At 65.9% G+C, this 22,559-nt stretch carries 22 protein-coding genes, 1 tRNA gene and 1 pseudogene; 17 read left to right on the plus strand and 7 right to left on the minus strand.

Annotated features, from left to right (window positions below; translation table 11 throughout):
- Positions 1–20: 20 nt before the first annotated feature.
- The gene (locus tag DPQ64_RS02035) at positions 21–1,025 is read right to left on the minus strand and encodes a TIGR04024 family LLM class F420-dependent oxidoreductase (RefSeq protein WP_115862686.1); all 1,005 of its coding nucleotides are present in this window, start codon (positions 1,023–1,025) and stop codon (positions 21–23) included.
- Between the two features lie 203 nt (positions 1,026–1,228).
- Here DPQ64_RS02035 and DPQ64_RS02040 point away from each other — a divergent pair, with 203 nt between their 5' ends.
- Positions 1,229–2,332, plus strand: a complete 1,104-nt coding sequence (locus tag DPQ64_RS02040; RefSeq protein WP_115862687.1) for a putative sulfate/molybdate transporter — start codon at positions 1,229–1,231, stop codon at positions 2,330–2,332.
- Between the two features lie 707 nt (positions 2,333–3,039).
- Here the strand turns inward: DPQ64_RS02040 and DPQ64_RS18515 are convergent.
- A complete protein-coding gene (locus DPQ64_RS18515) occupies positions 3,040–3,777 on the minus strand; it encodes a hypothetical protein (protein WP_157971553.1) in 738 nt (245 codons plus the stop codon).
- Positions 3,778–4,061: 284 nt separating this feature from the next.
- Between DPQ64_RS18515 and DPQ64_RS02050 the strand changes: the two genes are divergently transcribed.
- The gene (locus DPQ64_RS02050) at positions 4,062–5,276 is read left to right on the plus strand and encodes an alpha-hydroxy-acid oxidizing protein (RefSeq protein WP_115862689.1); all 1,215 of its coding nucleotides are present in this window, start codon (positions 4,062–4,064) and stop codon (positions 5,274–5,276) included.
- Positions 5,277–5,301: 25 nt separating this feature from the next.
- On the opposite strand, the gene DPQ64_RS02055 is transcribed toward DPQ64_RS02050, so the two are convergent.
- Complete coding sequence (locus DPQ64_RS02055; protein ID WP_115862690.1) at positions 5,302–5,736, minus strand: hypothetical protein; 435 nt, start codon at positions 5,734–5,736, stop codon at positions 5,302–5,304.
- Positions 5,737–5,858: 122 nt separating this feature from the next.
- Here DPQ64_RS02055 and DPQ64_RS02060 point away from each other — a divergent pair, with 122 nt between their 5' ends.
- The 3 genes from DPQ64_RS02060 (at position 5,859) to sod (ending at position 8,941) form a co-directional block, all read left to right on the plus strand.
- Positions 5,859–7,361, plus strand: a complete 1,503-nt coding sequence (locus DPQ64_RS02060) for a cryptochrome/photolyase family protein (RefSeq protein ID WP_115862691.1) — start codon at positions 5,859–5,861, stop codon at positions 7,359–7,361.
- Between the two features lie 135 nt (positions 7,362–7,496).
- Positions 7,497–8,129, plus strand: coding sequence for a superoxide dismutase (locus DPQ64_RS02065; RefSeq protein ID WP_115862692.1), 633 nt, complete (start codon positions 7,497–7,499; stop codon positions 8,127–8,129).
- 200 nt (positions 8,130–8,329) lie between these two features.
- On the plus strand, positions 8,330–8,941 hold the full coding sequence (gene sod / locus DPQ64_RS02070) for a superoxide dismutase (RefSeq protein ID WP_115862693.1): 612 nt from the start codon (positions 8,330–8,332) through the stop codon (positions 8,939–8,941).
- A gap of 75 nt (positions 8,942–9,016) precedes the next feature.
- Here sod and DPQ64_RS02075 read toward each other — a convergent pair whose 3' ends face one another.
- Positions 9,017–9,262 carry a hypothetical protein gene (locus tag DPQ64_RS02075; RefSeq protein ID WP_115862694.1) on the minus strand — a complete coding sequence of 82 codons (246 nt, stop codon included), beginning with the start codon at positions 9,260–9,262 and terminating at the stop codon, positions 9,017–9,019.
- 82 nt (positions 9,263–9,344) lie between these two features.
- On the minus strand, positions 9,345–9,773 hold the full coding sequence (locus DPQ64_RS02080; protein WP_115862695.1) for a DUF7522 family protein: 429 nt from the start codon (positions 9,771–9,773) through the stop codon (positions 9,345–9,347).
- 132 nt (positions 9,774–9,905) lie between these two features.
- On the opposite strand from DPQ64_RS02080, the gene DPQ64_RS02085 reads away from it, so the two are divergent.
- Both DPQ64_RS02085 and DPQ64_RS02090 read left to right on the plus strand, forming a co-directional pair.
- Positions 9,906–10,181: a DUF5827 family protein gene (locus tag DPQ64_RS02085; RefSeq protein ID WP_115862696.1), complete on the plus strand. Its 276-nt coding sequence runs from the start codon at positions 9,906–9,908 to the stop codon at positions 10,179–10,181.
- A gap of 2 nt (positions 10,182–10,183) precedes the next feature.
- The gene (locus DPQ64_RS02090; protein ID WP_115862697.1) at positions 10,184–10,999 is read left to right on the plus strand and encodes an ATPase; all 816 of its coding nucleotides are present in this window, start codon (positions 10,184–10,186) and stop codon (positions 10,997–10,999) included.
- Here DPQ64_RS02090 and DPQ64_RS02095 read toward each other — a convergent pair whose 3' ends face one another.
- Together DPQ64_RS02095 and DPQ64_RS02100 are read right to left on the minus strand one after the other, a co-directional pair.
- Positions 11,000–11,575 carry a Rieske (2Fe-2S) protein gene (locus tag DPQ64_RS02095; protein WP_115862698.1) on the minus strand — a complete coding sequence of 192 codons (576 nt, stop codon included), beginning with the start codon at positions 11,573–11,575 and terminating at the stop codon, positions 11,000–11,002. It abuts the gene before it with no gap.
- Between the two features lie 133 nt (positions 11,576–11,708).
- Positions 11,709–12,287, minus strand: a complete 579-nt coding sequence (locus DPQ64_RS02100; protein WP_115862699.1) for an MBL fold metallo-hydrolase — start codon at positions 12,285–12,287, stop codon at positions 11,709–11,711.
- Between the two features lie 134 nt (positions 12,288–12,421).
- Here DPQ64_RS02100 and thyX point away from each other — a divergent pair, with 134 nt between their 5' ends.
- The 10 genes and pseudogenes from thyX to DPQ64_RS02155 all read left to right on the plus strand — a co-directional run bounded on the left by thyX (position 12,422) and on the right by DPQ64_RS02155 (position 22,378).
- Positions 12,422–13,165 (plus strand): FAD-dependent thymidylate synthase, encoded by a 744-nt coding sequence (gene thyX, locus DPQ64_RS02105; protein WP_115862700.1) that lies wholly within the window; start codon positions 12,422–12,424, stop codon positions 13,163–13,165.
- A 218-nt stretch (positions 13,166–13,383) separates the two neighbouring features.
- On the plus strand, positions 13,384–14,169 hold the full coding sequence (locus DPQ64_RS02110) for an archaellin/type IV pilin N-terminal domain-containing protein (protein WP_115862701.1): 786 nt from the start codon (positions 13,384–13,386) through the stop codon (positions 14,167–14,169).
- 1,273 nt (positions 14,170–15,442) lie between these two features.
- Positions 15,443–16,600, plus strand: coding sequence for a metal-dependent hydrolase family protein (locus DPQ64_RS02120; protein ID WP_115862703.1), 1,158 nt, complete (start codon positions 15,443–15,445; stop codon positions 16,598–16,600).
- A 51-nt stretch (positions 16,601–16,651) separates the two neighbouring features.
- Entirely contained in the window at positions 16,652–17,962 is a 1,311-nt protein-coding gene (locus DPQ64_RS02125; protein WP_115862704.1) for a helix-turn-helix transcriptional regulator, read from the plus strand.
- A gap of 171 nt (positions 17,963–18,133) precedes the next feature.
- Positions 18,134–18,208 (plus strand) — tRNA-Glu (locus DPQ64_RS02130).
- A 362-nt stretch (positions 18,209–18,570) separates the two neighbouring features.
- Entirely contained in the window at positions 18,571–19,125 is a 555-nt protein-coding gene (locus tag DPQ64_RS02135; protein ID WP_115862705.1) for a COG1361 family protein, read from the plus strand.
- A gap of 139 nt (positions 19,126–19,264) precedes the next feature.
- Positions 19,265–20,845 (plus strand): lamin tail domain-containing protein, encoded by a 1,581-nt coding sequence (locus DPQ64_RS02140; RefSeq protein ID WP_198661976.1) that lies wholly within the window; start codon positions 19,265–19,267, stop codon positions 20,843–20,845.
- Positions 20,835–21,203 (plus strand): DUF3006 domain-containing protein, encoded by a 369-nt coding sequence (locus DPQ64_RS02145; RefSeq protein ID WP_115862706.1) that lies wholly within the window; start codon positions 20,835–20,837, stop codon positions 21,201–21,203. Before DPQ64_RS02140 ends, DPQ64_RS02145 begins: the two co-directional genes overlap by 11 nt.
- Positions 21,204–21,281: 78 nt before the next feature.
- Positions 21,282–21,542, plus strand: a pseudogene (locus DPQ64_RS19060) (archaellin/type IV pilin N-terminal domain-containing protein); the annotation flags it as partial.
- Between the two features lie 164 nt (positions 21,543–21,706).
- Positions 21,707–22,378: a hypothetical protein gene (locus DPQ64_RS02155; RefSeq protein WP_157971554.1), complete on the plus strand. Its 672-nt coding sequence runs from the start codon at positions 21,707–21,709 to the stop codon at positions 22,376–22,378.
- Positions 22,379–22,559: the final 181 nt, after the last annotated feature.

The raw sequence follows: 22,559 nt of genomic DNA on the forward strand, positions 1-22,559 counted from the left end.
CTTCGATCGCGGGCCACCATTCACTTGCTTGGCGCGAGCGCGTCGATGGTCGACTTAATCTCGCTTTGGTCCGCACCGCGTGGGAACGACACGGCCACCCTGTCGACGCCCTCGATCTCCTCGAATTTCTGCAACTCCTCGCGGGCCTCGTCGGGCGTCCCGACCGCGCCGAGATCCTGGAGGAGGTCGTCGCCGATGGCGTCCAGCGCGGTCTCCTTGTCGGCGTTACCCCACGCCGAAGCGACGGCTTCGGCGGTCTCCTCGTAGCCCTGCCGGGCCAGCGCCTCCCGGTAGAAGGTTCCCATCGCGCCGACGTAGAACGCGAGGTGCTGGCGCGCGAGCGTCCGGGCACGCTCGCCGTCCGCCAGCGCGGCACAGGTCAGCGAGAGCGTGACCCGCACGTCGTCGGGGTCCCGGTCGCCGAGGTCGGCCCCACGCCGGAGGTCGTCGAGGCGCTCGCGCACGCCGTCGGGCGTGACCATCAGCGCGTGCCAGCCGTCGGCGAACCGCCCGGCGAGTTCGACCGACTTCGGGCCCATCCCGGCCGCGTCGATGGGCACGGTAGTCTCGGGCGGGTCGCACCGGAGTCGGAACCCGCCGAGCGTGAAGATATCGCCCGCGTAGTTGACGGTCTCGCCCGAGAGCACCTTCCGGACGATCTCGACGTACTCGCGGGTCCGGCGCAGCGGTCGCTCGAAGCTCTGGCCGTGCCAGCCCTCGATCACCGCGGGACCGGAGGGGCCGATGCCGAGCCGGAGCCGTCCGTCCGACAGTTCCTGCAGGGTCGCGGCGGTCTGACCCACGAGCGCGGGCGACCGCGAGTAGACGTTCAGGATCGAGGGGCCGATGCCGATCTCGTCGGTGCGCTCGGCGATAGCCGACAGGACGGTCGCGGCGTCGCGGCCCCACGTCTCGGGAAGCCACGCGCGGCGATACCCGTGATCTTCGGCGCGCTGAGCGAGCGAGACGAGCGAGTCGATGCTCGGCTGGGCCGCGACTGGCAGGTGGACGGTTCGCTTGGTCATGGCCGGGACGACGCGGACCGGCCCCTTAGTTCCGATGCCAACGCCGAGCGTCGGAAACGGGGTTCATCCGGAGCGGGATTGGTTCGGTTTCCCAGAGATTGTCGAACTCGCGTCGTGAAAACAGATTCAGTTACGATGTTTCGGGATAGAACCGATCACCGTTTCTCGATAAACTGAAGTCGATTACGCCCTTTCGCTCCGACGTGAGTTTCTGGGCCACCGACGCGGACGAGCGCCGACTCTCCTTTTCCGCGGGCGAGATCACGGGCGCGGTCGGCGACTCGGCCACGGTACTCCCGGTGGTCGTCGCGGTGTCGGCGCTGACCCAACTCAGCCTGCCGATCCTCCTGCTCTGGTTCGGCGTCTTCCAGGTGGCCTGGGGCCTGCGGTACGGCGCGCCCGTCTCCGTCGAGCCGATGAAGGCGCTCGCCGCGCTGGTCATCGCGGGCACGCTGTCGGTGCCCGAACTCGCGTTCGCGGGGGTGCTCGCGGGCGCGGTCCTGCTCGCGCTCGGGGCCGCGGGCGCGCTCGGAACGCTGGCCGAGTACGTCGACACCCCGGTCATCCGCGGCGTCCAGTTGGCGGTCGCGCTGGTGCTCGCGCAGACGGGGCTCGAACTCGGCGTTGGCGCGCCCCGGACGGCGCTCGCGGCCGGAGCGGTCGGCGCGGCGGTGGTCGCGGTCGGTCGCCCGCGGGCGAGCGCGCTGGCCGTCCTCGGATTCGGGGTCGCGCTGGCTGGACTGGAGACGGGAGTCCCGACGATTGCAATTCCGGAGTTCGGCGCGACGCTCACAACGCTCCCGTCGCTCGCACCCACGGCCGACGCGCTCTCGGCCACCGGCGCGCAGTTGGCGATGACCGTGGGCAACGCCGCGGTGGCGACCTCGCTGCTGCTCTCGGACCTGTTCGACGCCGACGCGTCGCCGGACGAACTCGCGACGAGTATGGGCGCGATGAACCTGCTCGCGGTCCCGCTCGGCGCGCTCCCGATGTGCCACGGCTCGGGCGGCGTCGCGGGCAAGTACGCCTTCGGCGCGCGGACCGCGGGCGCGAATCTGGTGCTCGGCGCGTTGTACGCCGCAGCCGCGTTCGTCGCGGTGGATCTAGTGGCGGCGTTCCCCCTCGCCGCGCTCGGCGTGGTGCTGGTGGTCGTCGCGGGCCAGTTGGGCAAGGCGAGTCTGGAGACAGAGTCGCTAGGGCTGACGGTGAGTATCGGCGTGCTCGGTTTGGTCGCGAACGTCGGGGTGGCGTTCGTGGCTGGAATCGTGGGTTCGGTCGTGCTGTCGAGGATTCGGGGCGGGTCGTGACTGCGTGGTGGTTCGAGAATACCTAGTCACGATTTCTGAACTCAGTGTGTATACAGATCGGAATCAACTGGTCAGTAAGTCTGCCCACCCATCATTGCCAAACGGAGAAACTCACGCCCATTTAGATAATGTTGAGGTACTGAAGCCCGGCGATAAGCAAGATGCAACCAGCCAGTACGAGTTTCATTACCCAAGACGGGACGTCTTTTCGAATTCTAAAGGCCCAATCCATACGAACTAATAGTACGCCTGATTATTATAACCCGAGGCTTTGGTTACGATACACAACTGAACCGTCAGCTATCTAGAAAATCTGTCTGTAACGATCGAACGCTCGGCGAAAACCTGTCCGAGAGAATATCTGAAACCCTCGATTTCGTCCGGATCACGCCCGAAATGACGATTTGTTCACGCGGCGAACGAAGGCCCTTTGCGCCCATAGCCAATTCTCGGGAGTCTAACCGCACGAATGCGGCGGGTAGTAGGTCCGTGAACGCAATGGTGGTCCTTTCGTTCGACGGACCCGATCTGAGAAGCTGTGGGGAACTCTCGGATTGTTTCCGGCTCTCGATTGTTGGAACGGTTGCTAAGTGCTATGCAAATTGAGCAGTCCGCATCGCTCGATAGTCACACGATGTACGCCTATATGTCAGTTCATGCCCACTAATGAGCGGGAGAAAACTACCGTAGAAGAGAGGACACGTTGTCTATGACCGGGAGACGCGCATGTCTTCGACAATTACTTCATCTGTGCCCTCTCCGCCGTTGACGACGCCAATATAGAGCGCGGTAAGTGTCTCCCCAGAGATGCCCTCAACAGTTCCTTCCTGCAACTCGGCCAGTGTTGCCTCGGTTTCCGCATTCAGAAGGCCGAATACGGTGTCGCCGTCGATGGTCACCTCCCCACTTGCGGCTGAAAACAGGATTCCTTCATCGTCAGTCTCGGAGCCAAGGGCACTCTCCGTCCCGTCGTCGTTGGACTCCCAATTCCCGAACTCGCCGCTATCATCTTTGTCCAAGTACAGGCCGAAGAACAATTCGGCAGGTCTCCAGCGCGAGGTCTGGAGGGTTCGTGAAGTGACGGTCACGGTTTCAATCGTGCCAAGCCGCCCGAGATGGACGTCGAATCCTGTATTCCGGTTCGGTGGCTCCGTCCCGAGGTTTTGCGCGAGACAGCGCACGCTGCCATTGGATTGTGGCTCTGCCAGCCATCGACTCTCCCCGTCTTGCATATCGTACGGTGTGTCTGACCGCCCCCACGTCTCGGGGCCTTTCGGAAACCACGCGTAATGGCCGTGACCCTCGATTTGGGCAACGAGGCCCGTTTGCTCATCATCCGCGATTGCACTCCCGACGGCTGTTGTGCCACCGCAGACGACCGCTCCTGTGGCGACCGCTCCTTCGCGAAGGACACTGCGGCGTGAGACAGTCTTGTGTGGTGTCATTGCAGTATTTCACACCCACGTGGCTATTGGTATACGTTAACAAATAACATATAGAGCGTTTCTATCGTTCATCCGTCGTAATAAGGAATACAGCGGACTAAACCTCTCTACGGTAGTCATGCCCGTTGCGTAATATCCTGTTTCCGACACAAATTGCGCCATGTTTTCGGAACGCGGTTGCCAAACGACCTATGATAGGTACACACTCTATACTTATCACTGCCAGCTCTTCGAGACCTCCATCCCCGACAACCTATAACACCCTCCACCACGACCCACGCCACATGGACGACCCCTCGGACCCCTACGGACCCACGCGCCAGCGTGAGGTGTACGCCAGCGGGATGCTCGCCGACCAGCGCCCCGACCTCCCGGTCGACCCCGACGAACTCCGCGAGCAGGCCATGAACGCCCTCTCCGAGGAGGCCTACGCCTACGTCCGGGGGAGCGCAGGTGGCGAGAACACAGCCGAGCGCAACCGCGCTGCCTTCGACCGCTGGCGGATCGTCCCGCGGATGCTGCAGGACGTGGCCGAGCGCGACCTCTCCGTCGATCTGCTCGGCCAACAGCTCCCCGTCCCGGTCCTGCTCGCGCCCATCGGCGTCCAGTCGATCATCCACGAGGGCGGCGAACTCGCCAGCGCGGCCGCCGCGCGCGACGCGGGCGTCCCGTTCGTCTCCAGTTCCGCCGCGTCGGCCACGATGGAGGCGGTCGCCGACGAGTTGGGCGAGGCGACCGGTTGGTTCCAGCTCTACCCCAGCGTCGACCCGGACGTGACCGCGAGCTTCCTCGACCGCGCCGAGTCCGCGGGCTACGAGGCCGTGGTCGTCACCCTCGACACGCCGACGATGGGGTGGCGCGAGCGCGACGTGCAGAACGCCTACCTGCCGTTCCTCGACGGCGAGGGCGTGGCGAACTACCTCTCGGACCCCGCGTTCCGCGATTCGCTCGACGCCCCGCCGGAGGACGACGAGCGCGGCGCGCTCTGGCAGTTCATCGACCAGTTCGGCGATCTCTCGATGGACTGGGACACCGTCGAGTTCGTCCAGGAGCACACCGACCTTCCCATCGTTCTGAAGGGCATCCTCCACCCCGAGGACGCCCGCGAAGCCGTGCGCCGGGGCGTCGACGGCATCGTCGTCTCGAACCACGGCGGCCGACAGGTCGACGGCGCGATCTCGGCCGTCGCGGCGCTTCCCGAAGTCGTCGCGGCCGTCGAGGACGAGCGGGCAAGGAACGACGGCGGCGACGGGGACGACTTCGCGATCCTCTTCGACAGCGGAATCAGGCGCGGCTCGGATGCCATCAAGGCGCTCGCGCTCGGCGCGGACGCGGTCCTGCTCGGGCGACCGTACGTGTACGGGCTCGCAATCGACGGCGAGGACGGCGTGCGCGAGGTCGTCAGGAACTTCCTCGCGGACCTGGACCTCACGCTGGCGCTGAGCGGGCACGACACCGTCTCGGAACTCGACGAGTCCGTGCTGGTCGAGCGCAGCTGAGCCGACCGAGAGGCCGATATTCGGCTTACCTGACCGCGAACGCGAGACAGATGAGTGCACCGTTGAGCCCGAGGAATCCGACGATCAGAAGGCCAATCGGCGGTTCGTCAGTGGGGTGGACGGCGAGCAGGACGAACGATCCCACGCCGAGCGCGCCGAGGCCGACCACGAGCACGGCGTCCGACCACCGGTTCCACGCGTCCTCCAGCACCGGTTCGACCCTCGCGAGCCACCAGTCCGAGTCCGGCGCGTCCGCGTCGACGTTCCGAGCGCCGACCAACTTGAGAACTGCTGACGGACCGGCCGCAGCGGCGAGACAAGCGAAGCCAATGGCCGTGACGGCGATGAAGCTGATCAGCGTCGGCCCACGGACCTGCCCGAGAAAGAACACCGCCACGAACGAGAGACAGGCCACGCCGGCGAGGACCCCGCGGATCGCGCGGACGACGGACGGTCGCATGTGGTAACCCGGTTCGCGTGGGATGATAATACCAACTGTCACGCTTCGATTTCAGTCGGGTTCTTCCGCCCGGTCGGGTCCCAACCCCGAGTTTGACAACGGTCCGGCACCACCTCCCGGACGTGAACATCCACTGGCATCGCCGGGACCTCCGCGTGGCGGACAACCGCGCGCTCGCGGAGGCCACGGCCGACGGCGACCCCGTGCTTCCGGTGTTCGTCCTCGACCCCGGAGTTCTCGACCACGCGTCCGCGGTTCGCGTGGCGGTACTGCTCGACGCGCTCGACTCGCTCCGCGCAAACTACCGCGAACTGGCCGGCGACCTGCTGGTCGTCCGCGGCGACCCGCGCGAGGAACTGCCACGTATCGCGGACGAGTACGGAGCCGAGGCGGTCTACTGGAACCGTGACTACTCCGGCCTCGCGCGCGAGCGGGACAGCGCAGTCCGGCTCGCGCTCGACGAGGCCGGTGTCTCGCGGGCCGCCTACCACGACGAACTCCTCTACGAGCCAGGCTCCATCCGGACGAACGCGGGCGAGCACTACTCGGTGTTCAGCTACTTCTGGCGAAAGTGGCGCGACCGCGAGAAGGACGACCCGTTCGATCCGCCCGAGGCGGGTGCGGTCGCCGATTCGTCCCGAATCGGCGACCGCACCCTCCTCGACTCGGGGACCGATTCCGACTCGAAGCCTCCAACCGATTTCGTCGCCGAGATACCGTCACTCGCGGACCTCGGCTACGAGGAGCCGGACGCCGAGATCCCTGCGATGAGTACCTCGGCCGCGCGCGACCGACTCGCCGACTTCTGCGAGGATACCGTCTTCCGGTACGCCGAGGACCGCGACTACCCTGCGACCGACGGGACCTCGCGGCTCTCGGTCCATTTCAAGTGGGGCACCATCGGCGTCCGCGAGGTCTGGCGGGCGACGGAAGACGCGATGGCGCGCGCCGACGGCGACCCCGAGCAGGCGGACGATGGGAAGGAAGAGGACACCGAAGCCGCGGCGGTTCGCGAGTTCCAGCGCCAGCTCGCGTGGCGGGAGTTCTACGCGCACGTCCTCTCCGCGCGGCCCGACGTGGTGAGTGCCAACTACCGCGAGTACGAGAATGACATCGAGTGGCGGGAAGACGAGGCCGCTCTGGCGGCGTGGAAAGAGGGCCGGACGGGCTACCCCATCGTGGACGCCGGGATGCGCCAGCTCCGCGAGGAAGCGTGGATGCACAACCGCCTCCGGATGCTCGTCGCGTCGTTCCTCACGAAGGACCTCCTGCTCGACTGGCGGGAGGGGTACGACTGGTTCAGCGAGCGACTGGCCGACCACGACACCGCGAACGACGTCGGCGGCTGGCAGTGGGCCGCTTCGACCGGGATGGACGCCCAGCCGTACTTCCGCGTGTTCAACCCGATGACCCAGGGCGAGCGCTACGACCCCGAGGCCGAGTTCGTTACGACCTACGTGCCCGAACTCCGTGGGGTTCCACCGGCCAAGATCCACGAGTGGCACGAACTGGGCGACGAGGAGCGCGCTGAACTCGCGCCGGAGTACCCCGCGCCAATCGTCGACCACGCCGAGCGCCGCGAGGCGGCGATTTCGATGTTCGAACGTGCGCGCGGCGACGACTGACGGGCACTCGGCAGGAAGCCTAATTTTCCGCGGAGTCTCGGCGAGGAGTGTCCGCGAGCCCGCATATCGGCGTCGCGACCACTGGCTTAACACTTAACCGAGTGGCCGTTGCCCGGAGAACGGGGGAGAAATACCATGGCGACATACGAACTTCCGGACCTGCCGTACGACTACGACGCGCTCGAACCGGCCATCGACCAGCGCATCATGGAGCTCCATCACGACAAGCACCACCAGGGATACGTAGACGGGGCCAACGCCGCGCTCGACAAACTGGAGGAGATGCGCGGGAGCGGCGACTTCGGCGACGTGCGCGCGGTCAAGCGTAGTCTCGCGTTCAACCTCTCGGGCCACGTCAACCACACCGTCTTCTGGTCGAACATGCATCCCGAGGGCGGCGGCGAGCCGAGCGGCGACCTCGCGTCCGCCTTCGACGAGCACTTCGACGGCTTCGAGGGGTTCAAGCAGGACTTCTCCGAGGCCGCGAAGGGCGTCGAGGGGTCCGGGTGGGGTATGCTGGTGTACGACCACGTCGCGGACAAGCCCCTCGTCGCGGCGGCCGAGAACCACCAGAACCAGCATCCGCAGGGCGCGACGCCGCTGCTGGTCTGCGACGTCTGGGAGCACGCCTACTACCTCCAGTACGAGAACAACCGCGGCGAGTACGTGAACAACTTCTGGGACGTGGTGAACTGGGACGACGTCGAGCAGCGCTACCAGCAGGCCCAGCAGGCCGACGCGATTCCGATCCACACCGGCTCGCACTGAGTTGCCCTCTGCTGGCCCCCAGCGTGGGGAACCGGCGACGAATCATAATTTTATTTACTGTAATCAGTTTCACCCTGGAGATTCAAATCGGCAGCGAGACTGCCGATACCGGCCGTCTAGCTAGTCCCACGTGGTGTGTTACCAGTCGACTTCTCAAAGCTTAAGGGTGAAAAGCGACTATATATGAGCGAGGCAGAATTATGTCCGAGCAATCCAACCCCGAACTACCGCCGCTTCCGTACGACTACGACGCACTCGAGCCGCACATCTCCGAGCAGGTGCTCACCTGGCACCACGACACCCACCATCAGGGCTACGTCAACGGCCTCGACAGCGCCGAGCAGACGCTGGCGGAGAACCGCGAGAGCGGGGACTACTCCGGCAGCGCGGGCGCGCTCGGCGACGTGACCCACAACGGCTCGGGTCACTACCTCCACACGCTGTTCTGGGAGAACATGTCCCCGAACGGCGGCGGCGAGCCCGAGGGCGACCTTCTGGAGCGCATCGAGGAGGACTTCGGTTCCTACGAGGGCTGGAAGGGCGAGTTCGAGACCGCAGCGAGCGCCGCGGGCGGCTGGGCGCTGCTGGTCTACGACCCGGTCGCCAAGCAGCTCCGTAACCTCGCGGTCGACGGTCACGACAACGGTGCGCTCTGGGGCGCACACCCCATCCTCGCGCTCGACGTCTGGGAGCACTCGTACTACTACGACTACGGTCCCGACCGTGGCGACTTCGTCGACAACTTCTTCGAGGTCGTCGACTGGGACAACGTCGCCGAGCAGTACGAGAAGACCGTCGGCAACCACGAGTAACGCCGACTTCGCTGCGCGGTTGCAACTACACTCGTTTCTTTCGGGCGCTCGTCGAAAATACGGTTGCCGCGGTGGTCAACAGATGCAGTAGTCACAACACGTCGGGCAGCCGCCCGTACAGTCGTCGGCGATGCACGGCGGGCAGTCGTCGTCGGTCGACAGCTGAACCTCGCTCCCGTCTGGGAGTTTCAGCCGGCCGTCGAGCTGGTCCACTCGTACCTGCTCGACCGACTCCGTCGATTTCGCCCCGGCGCTTCCTGCTGCGCCGAGCGCGATCAGTCCACCTGCACCGATACTCTTGAGTAGCTTTCGTCGGTTCATAGGATGATCTCCCATCGACCGCTTGGAAGCCATAATACAAAAGATATTCTAACGTAATTTTACACTTTGAGGATAGAAAATATCACTTAGGCACGAAGTCTTCTATCGCGTGGTCGGCGACGACTCCCGCGATGGTCTCGTGGAGTCGTCGGTAGTTGTATCCGTCGCCGACCGGGTCGAAGCTGGCGAACACCCCGATTCCCGCACTGTCGTCGCTCAGGAACGTCCGGAACTGCTCGAACTCGTCGAATCCCCGGACGGTGTACTCGTAGTCGGCGTAGTAGAGGTCGGCGTACGTGTCGCGGGTGACGTAGCCGTACCGCTCGTTGTCCACGAACCGCGGGACGTCAACGTCCGCGACCTTGCGCTCTACGTCGTCCCGGAGGTACATCCTCTCGTGGCTGTCCTTGTCGAAAAGCCACACGTCCCGGAGGGCGTCGCCGCCGAACGCGGAGAACGCGTCGACGAGTCGTCCCTTCGCACCGTCTCGACTACTGCTACCGTCTCCCATACGACGAGAATCTCCGGGACCCGGTGGTAAAAAATTTGCCAACCCGAACGCTGGTCACCGAACCCCGAGCACCGACCGCCGACCCCGTCGCGAGACGAACGATTTACCCGCAGTTCGCCCGTACGCCCGGGTATGCCCCGACCCAAGTCGGAATTCGACCAGCTTCACCCCTGTGACTTCTACGAGCCAGCGGAACTGCTCGACGACGACCGGATGTACACCGTCTACGAGATCGCGCGCCTGTTGCAGGGTCTCGACCCGGACGACGAACTCGAACCCGAGACCGAGGCCATCCTGCTCGACTGGGCCATCCCGTGGGTCGTGTTCAACTCCGAGGAACTCGTCGTCGCCGAACCGCCAAGCGACGACGAACCGGGCTACTACGGCACGAAGACGGCCGACGACTGACCATGCGATTGCTCGTAGTCGGCGGCGACCGCGTCGACGCCGGCAAGACGACGTTCTCGGTCGGTCTGCTCGAACGCCTCGGCGGGGTGGGGTTCAAACCGCGCGCGGGCAACGACTACTGGTTCGACCACGACGACTACCACCGCGCGGTCGAGGACGGTCGCCTCTACGGGAAGGACGCCAAGCGACTCGCCGAGGCCAGCGCGGGCTCGTTCGCGCCCGAGGACCTGAACCCGGTCCACCGGCTGTGGCGACCCTCGCCCGGCCCGGACGCGGGCCTCGTCGGCCGGGCGAACCGTGGATTCGTGCTCGACCGCGTGGTCGAGTCGTTCGTCGTCAACGGCGGCGCAGACGTCCCGGACTCGGCCCGCCGGACCCTCCCAATCGACGACGCGCCGACGGTCGAATCGGTCGCGGAGCTCGACGCGATCACGAGGCGGCTCCACCTTCCCGCATTCGAGGGGTTCGCCGACCGCGTTCGCGACATCGAGGTCGACCACGGCGACGCACTCGTGGAATCGTACGGTGACGTCGCGCTGCCGATCGATGGTCTCGACTTCGACGCGGTGGCGGTCGTCGAGCCCGGTCGGATGCGGGCCTACGACGGCGAGCGCTTCTTGCGGGCCTGTGAGGTCGCGGGCGGAAGCGCCCGGGAAGGCCGGTTGGAGGTCCACACCGGAGCGGTGACGGACCTCGCCGACCCGAAGGCGACCGCGAGCCTCCCCGCACTCAGGGGCGCGGACAGGCGCGACCCCGCCGCGGTCGCGCGAGCGTACGCCGACGCGTACGACGACCTGCTCGCGGTCGCCGAGCGGTAGCTACAGGCCGATGTGGGAGGTGGAACTCGGCATGTCGTCGTCATCCTCGTCGTCGGTGGCCCAGCTTGGCAGGTCTTCGTCGTCTCCGTCTTCGTCTCCGCTTCTGTCGTCCTCTGTTCCACCGTCGCCGTCTTCTCCGTCGCCCCCGTCTACCTCTTCGCCGCCGTCTTCGATACTTCCCTCGTGGGCGAACTCGTAGCTGTCGTCGGTCAGGTATACCTCGCCGTCCTCGACCGTCACGTCCACGTCGACTAGCGTGGTGTCGGCGGCGTCGCCGTTGTCGCAGTAGCCCGAGCAGGCGTCGAACATCGAGCCGTGCTTCGGGCAGATGATCTCGCCGTTGCGCATCGCCGCGCCGAACCCGCGGTCGAGGCGCTGGGCTTCGTGCGTGCAGCGGTTGACCCACGCGCGAACTTCGTCTCCGCCAGAATTCTCCCCGCCGTTCGCTCGGGGACCGTCCTCGCAGGGCACGAGAATCACCTCGTCCGGTTCGCCGTACTGGTCGCTGACGGTGAACAGCCACGAACCGTTCTCGACTACCGTCTCGGCCGCGACGAGTCGCGTGCGGTCGGCCATGTCGAAACCGGTGACGCCCGGCGACCAAAAGTTCTCTGACAGAGGAGATTGGCAGCGTTCGGATGCGCACGACCCACCTTCCGGCTTGTCAGTCGAATTTTACACCGGTGGCCTGTCACGTTCGCGTGATGGACTACCCCATCCTCGCTGCGCGGGCCGCCACCTCCACGTCGTGATACGGGTCCGTCGTCACGCTCGGGCCGTGGCCGACGTGCATCGCGGCGAGCGTCTCGTCGATTCGTTCGCGAACCCGGTCGATGCTCTCGACCAACTGCTCGCGGTCGCCCTCTTCGAGGTCGGTCCGTCCGAAGCCGCCGTTCTGGAAGACGAGATCGCCGGCGAACAGGACGCTCGCGCCCGCCGAGTAGAAGCAGAGGTGGTCGTTCTTGTGCCCGGGCGTGTGGAGCGCGACGTAGTCGTAGTCGCCGATCTGGACCGTCTCCTCGTCGGCGAGAGAGTGGTCGACGCCGTGCTGGTCGGTGTCGTACCCCCACGCGTCGACGGCGAAGGCGTCTTTCACCGACTGGAGGTTGCCGACGTGGTCGGGATGAGTGTGCGTGAGGACGACTGCGTCGAGGTCGTCGGTTCGCTCGCGGATCTTCGCCGCAGCGTCGAAGTTCGATCCGGGGTCGACGAGGACGGTCCGGTCGCCCTCGACCAGAAACGCGTTGCTCGTGAACGCCTGCACCCCGCGCGCGAGGTTGGTTATCATGGTCGGCCGTACGAGCGGGGGTGGTTTGTGCGTGTCGCTACCAACGCGCCGAAAAGAATCCCTCGGCGTTCTCCAGCAAGAAAAAAGCCGAAACACCGAAGGTCCCGTTCTACGGAATACCCGACAACCGAAACATGGAGGTCGAACTACTCGAAGCCACGGCGAACCCGGAGGAGGTCATCTGTTCGGCGGCGCGCAACGACTACATGTCGGCGTTCGTCGGCGACCAGTCGTTCGAGGAAGTCATGGCGACGGTGGAGGGCGAGACGCTCGACGACCGGAAGGAGACGCTCATCGGTCACCTGCTGAAGCAGGGCCACTTCGGCCCGTTCGAGCACGCCCAAGCCACCTTCGCGGTGAAGGGCATCAGTCGCTCGTGCATGGCCCAGATCACGCGCCACAGACACGCGAGTTTCGACATCCAGTCGATGCGCTACGTCTCGTTCGACGACGTGGATCCCGAGGCGGTCGCCGAGGGAGAGATGGTCGTCACGCCGCCCTCGGCCAACGACCCCAACTGGGTCGGCCGCAACCAGAAGGGCGGCGCGGTCGACGAGGAGACGGTCGAAAAGCGCGAGGAGATCTTCCGGCGGTCCGTCAAGCGCTCGGTCGAGGACTACCAGGAGCTGCTCGACCTCGGGATGCCGCCGGAGGACGCCCGATTCGTCCTCCCCATCGGGACCGAGGTCAACATGGTGTTCTCCGTCAACGCACGAATGCTGATGCACATCGCCGACATGCGCGCCGCTGCGGACGCCCAGTGGGAGATCCGCGAGATGACCGAGGAGATCCTGGATCTGGCCGGGGAGTGGTGTCCCATCACGTTCGAGTACTACGAGTCGGAGATGAAGAACCGGAAGAACCGGCTCGCGCCCTGAACGGGTACCGTCGTTTTCTGCTGACTGGTGGGCAACTACCGCACGCGAACAACTACCGCGAGCGAGCAACTACCGCGAGCGAGCAACTACCGCGAGCGAGCAACTACCGCGAGTGGCGTCTCTCGTGCCCGCGGTAGAGTGGTCCGCAGTACGGTGTTTCAGGAAAATAGTTCTGTGGTTTTAAGTGAAAGGGGTGGGAAGAAAAAGCACGACTATCTATGCGCGACGGAGAAACCGTGCGAGATGTCGCTCTCTCCTCCCATGAACGAGCGCAGGTCGGCATCGGCACGCTCATCGTGTTCATCGCGATGGTGCTGGTGGCCGCCATCGCCGCGGGCGTGCTCATCAACACCGCGGGGGTGCTGGAGAATCGTGCCGAGCAGACCGGTCAGGAAGCGACCGGGCAGGTGTCCGACCGGCTCGTCGTCGTGAGCGCTCACGGGCACGTGACCGACGAGGTAGTCAACTCGGGGATCAAGACCCGGGAAGACGTCATGCCCAACGAGAGCGTCGACACCGTCGAGTTGACGGTGGCGCTGTCGCCCGGAGCGGGGTCGGTGAATCTCTCGCGAGCCACCGTCTCGTGGATCGGCCCGAAGAATTCGGTGACGCTCGTCCACGGCGAGGAGGTCGCCCACGCGCCAGGCGTCGTCGACGAGAGCGACGCGGGGACGTTCGCCATCGGCGGTGGCGGTAGCAGCGGCGGTGGCACACGCGGCGGGGGCGGAACGGACGCGAGCGAGGCCCACCGGGTGTTCAGCACGTACGCGCTCGACGGCGGGGACCACGCAGTCCTCGACAGCCGGGACCAGCGGATTACGCTCTACTTCAACGCGGGCCTGATCGAGGCCGGAACCCGCGACGCGGTGACGAAGCCGTACGCCGAACCGCTCCGCGAGGGTAGTGAGGTGCTGCTCGAGATAACTACGGCCTCGGGCGCGACGACGACCTATCGGCTCGTCGTACCGCCGTCGCTGTCCGGCAAGTCTGCCGTCTCGCTGTAGGGTTTAGGGTTGTTGGAGGAGTATGCGGTGGCGGTGGCGGTGCTATGCGGCGTGGCGGTGGCGGTGCGGCGGCGGAGTGCTGTTGCGGTGGCGGTGCGGCGGCGTGGCGGTGGGGCGCAGTAGGACGGCAGTGCGGTGCTGTTGCGGTGACGCCGAGGCGCAAGCAGTAGCTCGCTTCACGGTTCTGGTCACGCCCATTTCGGGACGGCTCGAAATAGCGCTTCTCACCGAATCGTCGCTTCTCACCGACGTCGAGCCCGCCGAACTCCTCGACCGTGTCCTCGGCGGTTCCGGCTACGGAGTCTTCGCCGCGGACGTTCGTCGGGACGACCAGCGCCTTGGCGACCGACTCGCTCTCGATTTTGCTCGCAACGTCCTTGAGTGCTTTCTCGCGGCGCGAGGCCAGTGTGACTCGCGCGCTGTCGCGACCACGAGCGCGTGCGTGGGCGACCGGGTTGATTCTCTCGTCGGTCGAGATATTCGGGGTTTGCGTGGCTCTCTCCGCGGTTAGTTTGAGCTTATAGGTCGTTTGCTGACGGCTTCTCGGCGTGCGCTCGGCGATCTTTCTGCTGGGCTTACGCTTGGCGGTACTTTCTACTCGGCGCGCGCTCGGCGCGAGTTCATCTCGCGCCATCATTCGCGCGAGGGACGACCGAGCGGAGCGAGGGAGGAGGCTGGGGAGGACGAGGCGCGGTTGCTGTGCGGTGCGGTTGCGGTATTCTCCTCGGCTCAAGCAGAAGCTAGCTTTGCAGTCTCGATAGAAAACGAACCGACGGTGAAACTAGCTACTACCGAGGCATAGGAAAACCGCAACAGCACCGCAACCGAACCGCGACAGCACCGCAACCGAACTGCGACAATACCGCAACCGAACCGCGACAGCACCGCAACCGCACGGCCACGCGAGTGCCTCTCAGGCCGCCCCAGCCTCGGTGCCCGCATGAACACCGCCGGAAGCACGTTCCGACGAGCCTCGACTCGTTTCACTCGTCGAGACGCCGTGGGAGCGACGCTCCCACGAGCCTGCGCTCGGTTCCCTCGCGCAGACGCGGCCACCTCCCTCGCGCGCTTGAGCGGGGCGCACGAACGCGCTCCGCCAGCACGCGCCTGATGAAACGGACGAAAGAGCGCACGCCGGCTTCAAAGCCGAATGTCGGAAAAGCGGACGAAAACCCAGTTCCGTGAAACCGACGAGAAACGTCCCGGTTCCCAAACCGAAAACCACACCTTGCCGACACCACCCTATTTAGGGTTTCGGGCGCGAACTCCTCCTATGCTCGTACTCCGAGGTGGGACGGTTGTCGACGCGACCGGCGCGCGCGAAGCCGACGTGGCGGTCGAAGACGGCGAGATCGTCGCGGTCGGCGACGTGCCCGACGACCCAGACGAAATCCTCGACGCGACCGGGCAGTTCGTCGCGCCCGGACTCGTCGACGCCCACGTCCACCTGATGATGGACGGCCGACCCGACCCCGCCACGATCAACGACGACAGCGAGTCGATGCTGGCCTACCGGGCGGCGGGCAACCTCGAAGACGCCCTCCACGCTGGAGTGACCACGGTCCGGGACCTCGGCGCGCCGGGAACCCTGGCGCTCGATGCCGCAGCCGCGGTCGAAGAAGGCGTCATCGACGGTCCGCGCGTACTCGCCTGCGGGGAGAACGTCGTGATGACCGGCGGGCACGGCCACTGGTTCGGGCGCGAGGCCGACGGCGTGCCCGAGGTGAAGAAGGCGGTCCGCGAACAACTCAAGCGCGGTGCAGACGTGGTCAAGTGCATGGCGACCGGCGGCGTGCTCACCGAGGGCGCGCTGACCGGCGCGCCTGAACTCGACGAGGAGGAACTGGAGACGCTGGTGTCGGCGGCGTCGGCCAAGCGCGTGCCGACCGCGGCCCACGCCCACGGCGCGGCGGGCATCAAGAACGCGGTCCGGGCCGGCATCTCAAGCATCGAGCACGGCACGTTCATGGACCGCGAGGCGGCCGAGCTGATGGCCGACCGGGGCACCTACTGGGTGCCGACCGGGAAGGCGCTGTTCGGCATCATCGACGCAGGGGTCGAGGCGGGCGTCCCCGAGTTCGCGGTCGAAAAGTCCGAAGCCGCCGCCGAGTCGTGGGCCAAATCGTTCGACCACGCGCTCGACGCCGGCGTCCCAATCGCGATGGGGACCGACGCCGGGACGCCGTTCAACTTCCACGCCGACGCCGCGGAGGAGCTGGAGCTGATGGTCGAGCACGGGCTCACGCCCGAGCACGCGCTCGCGGCCGCGACGGTCAACTCGGCGGACCTGCTCGGACTCGACGACGAGGTCGGTCGGGTGGCCGAGGACTACCGCGCCGATCTCGTGGTACTCGACGACGACCCGGTAGCGGACGTGACCGCGTGGCAGTCGCCAACGAACGTCGTGGCCCGCGGAACCGTGGTGCGGTGACAGGCCAACGTCAAAAGGTCTTTTATACCGGGCAATGGAGGAATAACGTACATGAGACGGCTGCTGGCTGTCGCCTTCGTAGTCGTGTTACTCGTCGGTTCGGTCCCCGTAGCGGCCGTTTCGGGCGCTCTCCCTGCGCGTGACGCGCCGGCTGTCGCCGAGTCGGTCGACGGAACGAACGCTTCAGACTCGCCGCGACTGAACGGCGCGCCCCAGACGCTCGGCGTCACCGACGAGTTCGACAGCGTGGAGTTCCACATCACGGTGTACGGCAACGGCACCGCCGAGTGGACGTTCATGTACCAGCGGACGCTCAACAACGACTCCGAGCGCCAGCAGTTCCGGGAGTTCGCCGACGGTTTCAATAACAACTCCACCGCGATGTGGCGCGACTTCAAGACGCAGGCCCAGGAACTCGCGTCCGCGGGCCAGAACTTCACGAACCGTACGATGCAGGCCCAGAACTTCCGGAAGGAGGCGCGGGTCGGCGGGCTGATGGACGACAACCGGGGCATCGTCACCATGACGTTCCAGTGGACCGGGTTCACTCACTCGGACGGCGAGACCGTCATCGTCGGCGACGTGTTCCAAGGAGGGCTGTACATCGGGCCGAACCAGTCGCTGGTCGTCCGCACCGGACCGGAACTGAAGTTCACCTCCGTCGATCCGAGCGAGCCCGCCCTGCCGTCGGGCGAGGGGCTCGCGGACAGCACGTCGGTGACGTGGGAGGGCGAGTACGACTTCAACGACCAGCGCCCCCGGGTGAAGTTCGATCCGGTCGAGGGAACGACCACGACCTCGGTCGGCACGACCGGGCTCAACACCACGAGCCAGAACGGGAGCGGCGGGGCTGGTGGCGGCGACAACGGAGACGGCGGACCCACAGCGACGACCGCAGCGACCACGACCGCGAGTCAACCGTCACAGGGCGACGACTGGTCGCCCATCATGATGTTCGTCGGTGCGGTGGTCGTGCTGCTGGGGCTCGCGGCCGCGTTCGCGTGGCGGCAGGGTGACTTCGGCGACTCGCTGTCGAGCGGTGACGGCGGGAATCCCGGGGGCGATGGCGGGGCCGCAGCCTCCGGAGCGACCGCTGGCAGTGGGTCGCCGGAGCCGTCGGTCAGCGACGAGGAACTGCTCACCGACGAGGCTCGCGTCAAGAAGCTCCTCGGCGAGAACGGCGGGCGGATGAAGCAGGTCAACATCGTCGAGGAGACCGGCTGGTCGAAGTCGAAGGTGAGCATGCTCCTCTCGGAGATGGAAGACGAGGGCGAGATCAGCAAGCTACGGGTCGGCCGCGAGAACATCATCAGCCTCGAAGGCCACGAACCCGACGCGGCCGGGTCCCCGCTGGAGGAGTAACCGTTCACCTCCGTTCACACTGACTGGTAACCGAGAGTATCGGCGATTCGACCGGACACAAGCCGGGGTTTCGCTCACGTGAACTGTTTAGGGGAGTCCCGTGCGAAACCGGGACACGGCGGCAACGAAGCGCAACTGTTAAACAGTCCGTCCGACTACCAAAGAGTGCACGCTCCGTTGGTGTAGTCCGGCCAATCATCTTGCCCTCTCACGGCAAGGACCAGGGTTCGAATCCCTGACGGAGCACTACAGCGAACGAGTTTTACGAGTGAGCGAAGCGCGCATAGAAGGGATTCGAATGAGGCGATTCGCACGCCCGGAAGCGCAGCGTAGCGAGCATCCCGGAACGTCTCGACGTAGTTCGAATCCCTGACGGAGCACTCTTCTGAGCGAACGACGTAAACGAGCGTCGTCCCGTCTTCGGTCTGACGGCGACCGTCCGGGAGACAGCGATGCGAGCGCGTCCTGTTACGTTTATCTAACTGGTTCTCCGAAAATAGCAGTCATCGGCCCAATTCGTCGCCATTCCCTATCAATACGCTGTTTCCAGCGTTCAAGCCGACACCTCCACGCGACCTGTTATTGTGCTTCCTTCCGTGTGAGGTTTCGTGAAATCCAACGCCGTCGCTCTCGTCGTCGCAGTGGTCGTCGTCGGGAAAATCGCCGGCGTCGTGACAGTCGCGGCCGGAGCCGCCCAGCAGGAAGGAACGGTTGTCGGGCGGCCCAACCTCGAACTCTCGGCGACCGACAACCGGTTCGGTGCGGGCGAACAGGCGACCCTCGACCTGTTCGTCTCGAACAACGCCAACTTCGTGCGCTACGGACAGAACACCCAGCCAGAGTACAACGACGGGTCGCAGGAAACCACGAAGTACGTCATCCTCGTCGTGGAGGACCGGCCCCAGTTCGACATCCGGACCGAGAACGCCACGGCGGTCGCCGCGGTCGACACTGCGACCTATCGACTCGACGTGACGAACGACGGAACGACGCCCGCTATCGACGCGCAGTTGAGGCTGGCGGCGGCCAACTCCTCGGTGTTCTTGGGCAGCGCGGACGCGCCTCGGCTGGGTCACGATGCGGTCGTCGAGCCAGTCGGTGACGCGCTGGTAGTCGAGTGCCACGTAGAGACCCCCGTCGTCCTTCTTCGCCCAGTTCGTTAACTACTCCCTTACCCATCACCGTCGCCGACTATCGTGCATCCATCACCCGCGTCGAGCATCTCCCCCTTTATTATTTCACGCACCTCGAAATCGATTGTATGGGAAGGAGTGTTGTCGGCCTGCGCCCTGGGATGGGTTGATGAAACTCGGGAGACGTGACGACGACGGCCGTAGTCGAGCGCTCGCTCCCGGCTCCCCAGTCGCTCTCCTCGCTGTGATCGTTCTCGTTTCGCTCGCCGGCTGCCTCGGCGGCGCGGTGCCGGAGGTCGGCCCGGATACCGCCGAAACCACCGATGTCACCGGAGTTTCCGACGCTCCCGGGGCGTCCGCACCGCGGACGCTCGACAGCGCAGCCAACGGCACCCTCTCGATCCACTTCATCCACGTCGGACAGGGCGCGAGCGTCCTGGTCGTCGGCCCCTCGGGCGAGACGCTCCTGTACGACACCGGCAACTGGCGCGACGACGGCGAGCACGTGATCGATTACCTCGAAGCAACGACCGTCAGCCGAATCGACTACCTCGTCACCTCGCACGCGGACGCCGACCACGTCGGCGGCCACGCCGCGGTCATCGACCACTTCGAGACCGAAGCCGGAGGCGTCGGCGCGGTCTACGACCCCGGCATCGCGGCGGCCACGCGCACCTACGAGTCGTATCTCGACGCGGTCGAGCGCCACGACGTCACGCTCTACCGGACCCAAGCGGGCGACGAGATTCCGATGGCTGGCGCGTCGGTCGACGTGCTCGCACCTCCGGAGGGCTACCTCGCCGACCGCGAGCGCAACGAGAACAGCCTCGTCCTCCGCGTCGGATTCGGGAACGCCAGCGTCCTTCTGCCCGGCGACGCCGGTGGAGCCGGGGAACGGTATCTGACGAGCGCTCGCGCCGGGAGTCTGAACGCGACCGTGCTGGGGGCGGGCCACCACGGGAGCAACTCCAGCAGCGGCCCGGCCTTGCTCGCGGCGACGACGCCCCGAATCGCCGTGATCCAGAGCGCGTTCGACTCGCCGTACGGCCACCCGCACCGCGAGGTACTCGAACGCTTTGCCGCCCGCGGCGTCTCGACCTACTGGACCGGCGTCCACGGCGACGTGGTGGTCGAGACCGACGGCGAGCGCGTCGCGGTCCGGACGCAACGCGACGCCCCGACCGACCCGCTCGAACTCCGGAGCGCGCCCGGAGTGGAGCCGAGTCTCGACGAACCGGTCGAGCGTCGCGCGTCGTTCGCGGTCGCGGGCGCGGGCGCGGGAGCGGGCGATTCCGCTGGAGAAGCGCCCGAGTCGGTCGTGGCAGACGGCGGTCGAGAGACGACCCGCGACGATGCGGCCACGACCGGCGACACTGGGGCCACGACCACCAGTGAGCCAGCGGGCGCGCTCGTGCTTCAGGAGATCCACGAGGACGCGGCGGGCGACGACCGCGAGAACCTCGCCGACGAGTACCTCGTGTTCCGGAACGCGGGCGACCGCCCCATCGACCTCTCGGGGTGGACCGTCGGCGACGAGGCGGGCCACGGCTACGAATTCCCTGACGGGACCGTCCTCGATTCGGGCGAGACGCTGACGCTCAGAACCGGGAGTGGACAGGACGATAGCGGAAACGACGGTAACGACTATTACTGGAACGCGTCGGGCGCGGTCTGGAACAACGCGGGCGACACGGTTTTCGTTCGGACCGACGAAGGACGGCTCGTGCTGGAGGTCCAGTATGACGGGTGATCGCGAGCAGGGCCGCGGCGTGCCAGACGGACGGTACACCGCAGTCGTCGACCGCTTCGAGCCGACCGAGGGGGACCGCGAGCTGGCCGTGTTGCTCCTCGAAGCGGATGGGGCCAGCGAACGGGACGAAGAAGTAGTGGCCGAGCGCGCGATACCTAAATGGCGACTTCCGGAGGCCGCCCGCAAGCAGGACGCAGTGCTGACGGTCGCTCTGCGGAACGGCTTCGTGGTATCGACGAGCTACGAAGCGGACGCGACCGAGCGCCGTACATCAGCCGCGCAGGACCGGTTCGACGGGCTGGCCGAGCGCCCGGGCGAGGATTCCGACGGGAGTATCGACGGTTCCGGTGACCAGTAACCGCAGAAGCTCGGGGAAATTATCACAGTTGAAACCGACAGGAAGGATTTAGGTTCCGATGGTGACAAACGCCGGTAGATGATTGCGACGAGCGAGCGGAATCGAGGACGCGAACGCGACGCGTCGCGGGTCACCCGCCGAGGGCAGGTGGGTATCGGGACGCTCGTCGTGTTCATCGCGATGGTCCTCGTGGCGGCGATGGCGGCGGGGGTTCTCATCAACACCGCGGGAGTCCTCCAGACCGACGCCGAGAACACCGGGATCGAATCGCAGTCGCAAGTGACCGACAGAGTCGTCGTCACGAAGCGCGGTGAGGTGGCGGCCGGTGGGTCGGTCACCATGGTTACCGGCACTACCGTCCAGTACGACCGAATCGTCCTGAAAGGCTCCGACGGGAGCGGCGGACTACCAACTATCGATCCGTCGTTCACGGTCGACTCCAAACCGAGGTCTGGATCGCGAGCGGCACCGTGTCGACCGAGAGCTCCTGTCCGAGCCCCTCCGTGTACTACCTCGTCGTGAACGGAACGCGCGCCGACGACCCGTTCCCCGTCAACGACGGTCGGAAGCTCTCGGTCAAGGAGGTCAACGTCAGCGGTACTCACGAGATTCACATCTACGACGAACGGAACGGCACGCTCGTCGGAAGCGGCACGTCGCCGATCTCGCTCTCGACGACGACCACGCGGGACTGCAACGAGGTCGACGCCCGCATCGCCAAGGGCGGAAACGAGATTCGAGTCCGCGCGGAAGGGTACGGTGCGGACGCCCACTTCGAGACGACGACCAACACGACCACGGAGAACGTCTCCACGAGCGTCGAGACCGTCTCGGTCGTCGTCTCGCCGAGCGCGGGTGCGGGGGACATCGACCTCTCGCAGGCGACCGTCGAGTATCTGAGTTCGGACGCCCGTCGGACGCTTACGCACACGTCAGGGTCGCCCAACGCGACCACGTTCGCAACGCGGGCGCTGCGCGACAGTGACCCGATTCTCTCCGACAGCGCCGACAGGACTGTGCTCCGGTTGAACGCCACGAAGATCGAAGGCGGCGGTGCGGGGCTGGTTCCGAGCGAGACGGTCCGACTCCGCATCGTCGGTCGGAGCGGAGCCGTGACCGTCGTGACGCTGGACGTGCCCGACGTGCTCACTACGGAATCCGCCGTAAGCCTGTGACTCTCCGTAACTGCTCGACCGACTGTGGCCGGTCTCCAAAGTCGCTGGCCCAATTTCTATTGCTTCCTCGTTCCGATTCTGCCCTTCCGATTTGATTTCGCTCTGGTCCGATTTTGCTCCGACCCATTTTTGCTCTGACTGTCTCGCCAGCGCGCGGCCGGGCGCGGCGCGGAACCGCGCC

The organism is Halorussus litoreus (assembly GCF_003382685.1).
Lineage (GTDB): Archaea > Halobacteriota > Halobacteria > Halobacteriales > Haladaptataceae > Halorussus > Halorussus litoreus.

Bases quoted from the DNA above. Each gene is read 5' to 3' on its own strand.
- DPQ64_RS02035 (WP_115862686.1), bottom strand. From the start codon at position 1,025: ATGACCAAGCGAACCGTCCACCTGCCAGTCGCGGCCCAGCCGAGCATC.
- DPQ64_RS18515 (WP_157971553.1), bottom strand. From the start codon at position 3,777: ATGACACCACACAAGACTGTCTCACGCCGCAGTGTCCTTCGCGAAGGA.
- DPQ64_RS02050 (WP_115862689.1), top strand. From the start codon at position 4,062: ATGGACGACCCCTCGGACCCCTACGGACCCACGCGCCAGCGTGAGGTG.
- DPQ64_RS02055 (WP_115862690.1), bottom strand. From the start codon at position 5,736: ATGCGACCGTCCGTCGTCCGCGCGATCCGCGGGGTCCTCGCCGGCGTG.
- DPQ64_RS02065 (WP_115862692.1), top strand. From the start codon at position 7,497: ATGGCGACATACGAACTTCCGGACCTGCCGTACGACTACGACGCGCTC.
- sod (WP_115862693.1), top strand. From the start codon at position 8,330: ATGTCCGAGCAATCCAACCCCGAACTACCGCCGCTTCCGTACGACTAC.
- DPQ64_RS02075 (WP_115862694.1), bottom strand. From the start codon at position 9,262: ATGAACCGACGAAAGCTACTCAAGAGTATCGGTGCAGGTGGACTGATC.
- DPQ64_RS02080 (WP_115862695.1), bottom strand. From the start codon at position 9,773: ATGGGAGACGGTAGCAGTAGTCGAGACGGTGCGAAGGGACGACTCGTC.
- DPQ64_RS02085 (WP_115862696.1), top strand. From the start codon at position 9,906: ATGCCCCGACCCAAGTCGGAATTCGACCAGCTTCACCCCTGTGACTTC.
- DPQ64_RS02090 (WP_115862697.1), top strand. From the start codon at position 10,184: ATGCGATTGCTCGTAGTCGGCGGCGACCGCGTCGACGCCGGCAAGACG.
- DPQ64_RS02095 (WP_115862698.1), bottom strand. From the start codon at position 11,575: ATGGCCGACCGCACGCGACTCGTCGCGGCCGAGACGGTAGTCGAGAAC.
- DPQ64_RS02100 (WP_115862699.1), bottom strand. From the start codon at position 12,287: ATGATAACCAACCTCGCGCGCGGGGTGCAGGCGTTCACGAGCAACGCG.
- thyX (WP_115862700.1), top strand. From the start codon at position 12,422: ATGGAGGTCGAACTACTCGAAGCCACGGCGAACCCGGAGGAGGTCATC.
- DPQ64_RS02110 (WP_115862701.1), top strand. From the start codon at position 13,384: ATGCGCGACGGAGAAACCGTGCGAGATGTCGCTCTCTCCTCCCATGAA.
- DPQ64_RS02120 (WP_115862703.1), top strand. From the start codon at position 15,443: ATGCTCGTACTCCGAGGTGGGACGGTTGTCGACGCGACCGGCGCGCGC.
- DPQ64_RS02125 (WP_115862704.1), top strand. From the start codon at position 16,652: ATGAGACGGCTGCTGGCTGTCGCCTTCGTAGTCGTGTTACTCGTCGGT.
- DPQ64_RS02140 (WP_198661976.1), top strand. From the start codon at position 19,265: ATGAAACTCGGGAGACGTGACGACGACGGCCGTAGTCGAGCGCTCGCT.
- DPQ64_RS02145 (WP_115862706.1), top strand. From the start codon at position 20,835: ATGACGGGTGATCGCGAGCAGGGCCGCGGCGTGCCAGACGGACGGTAC.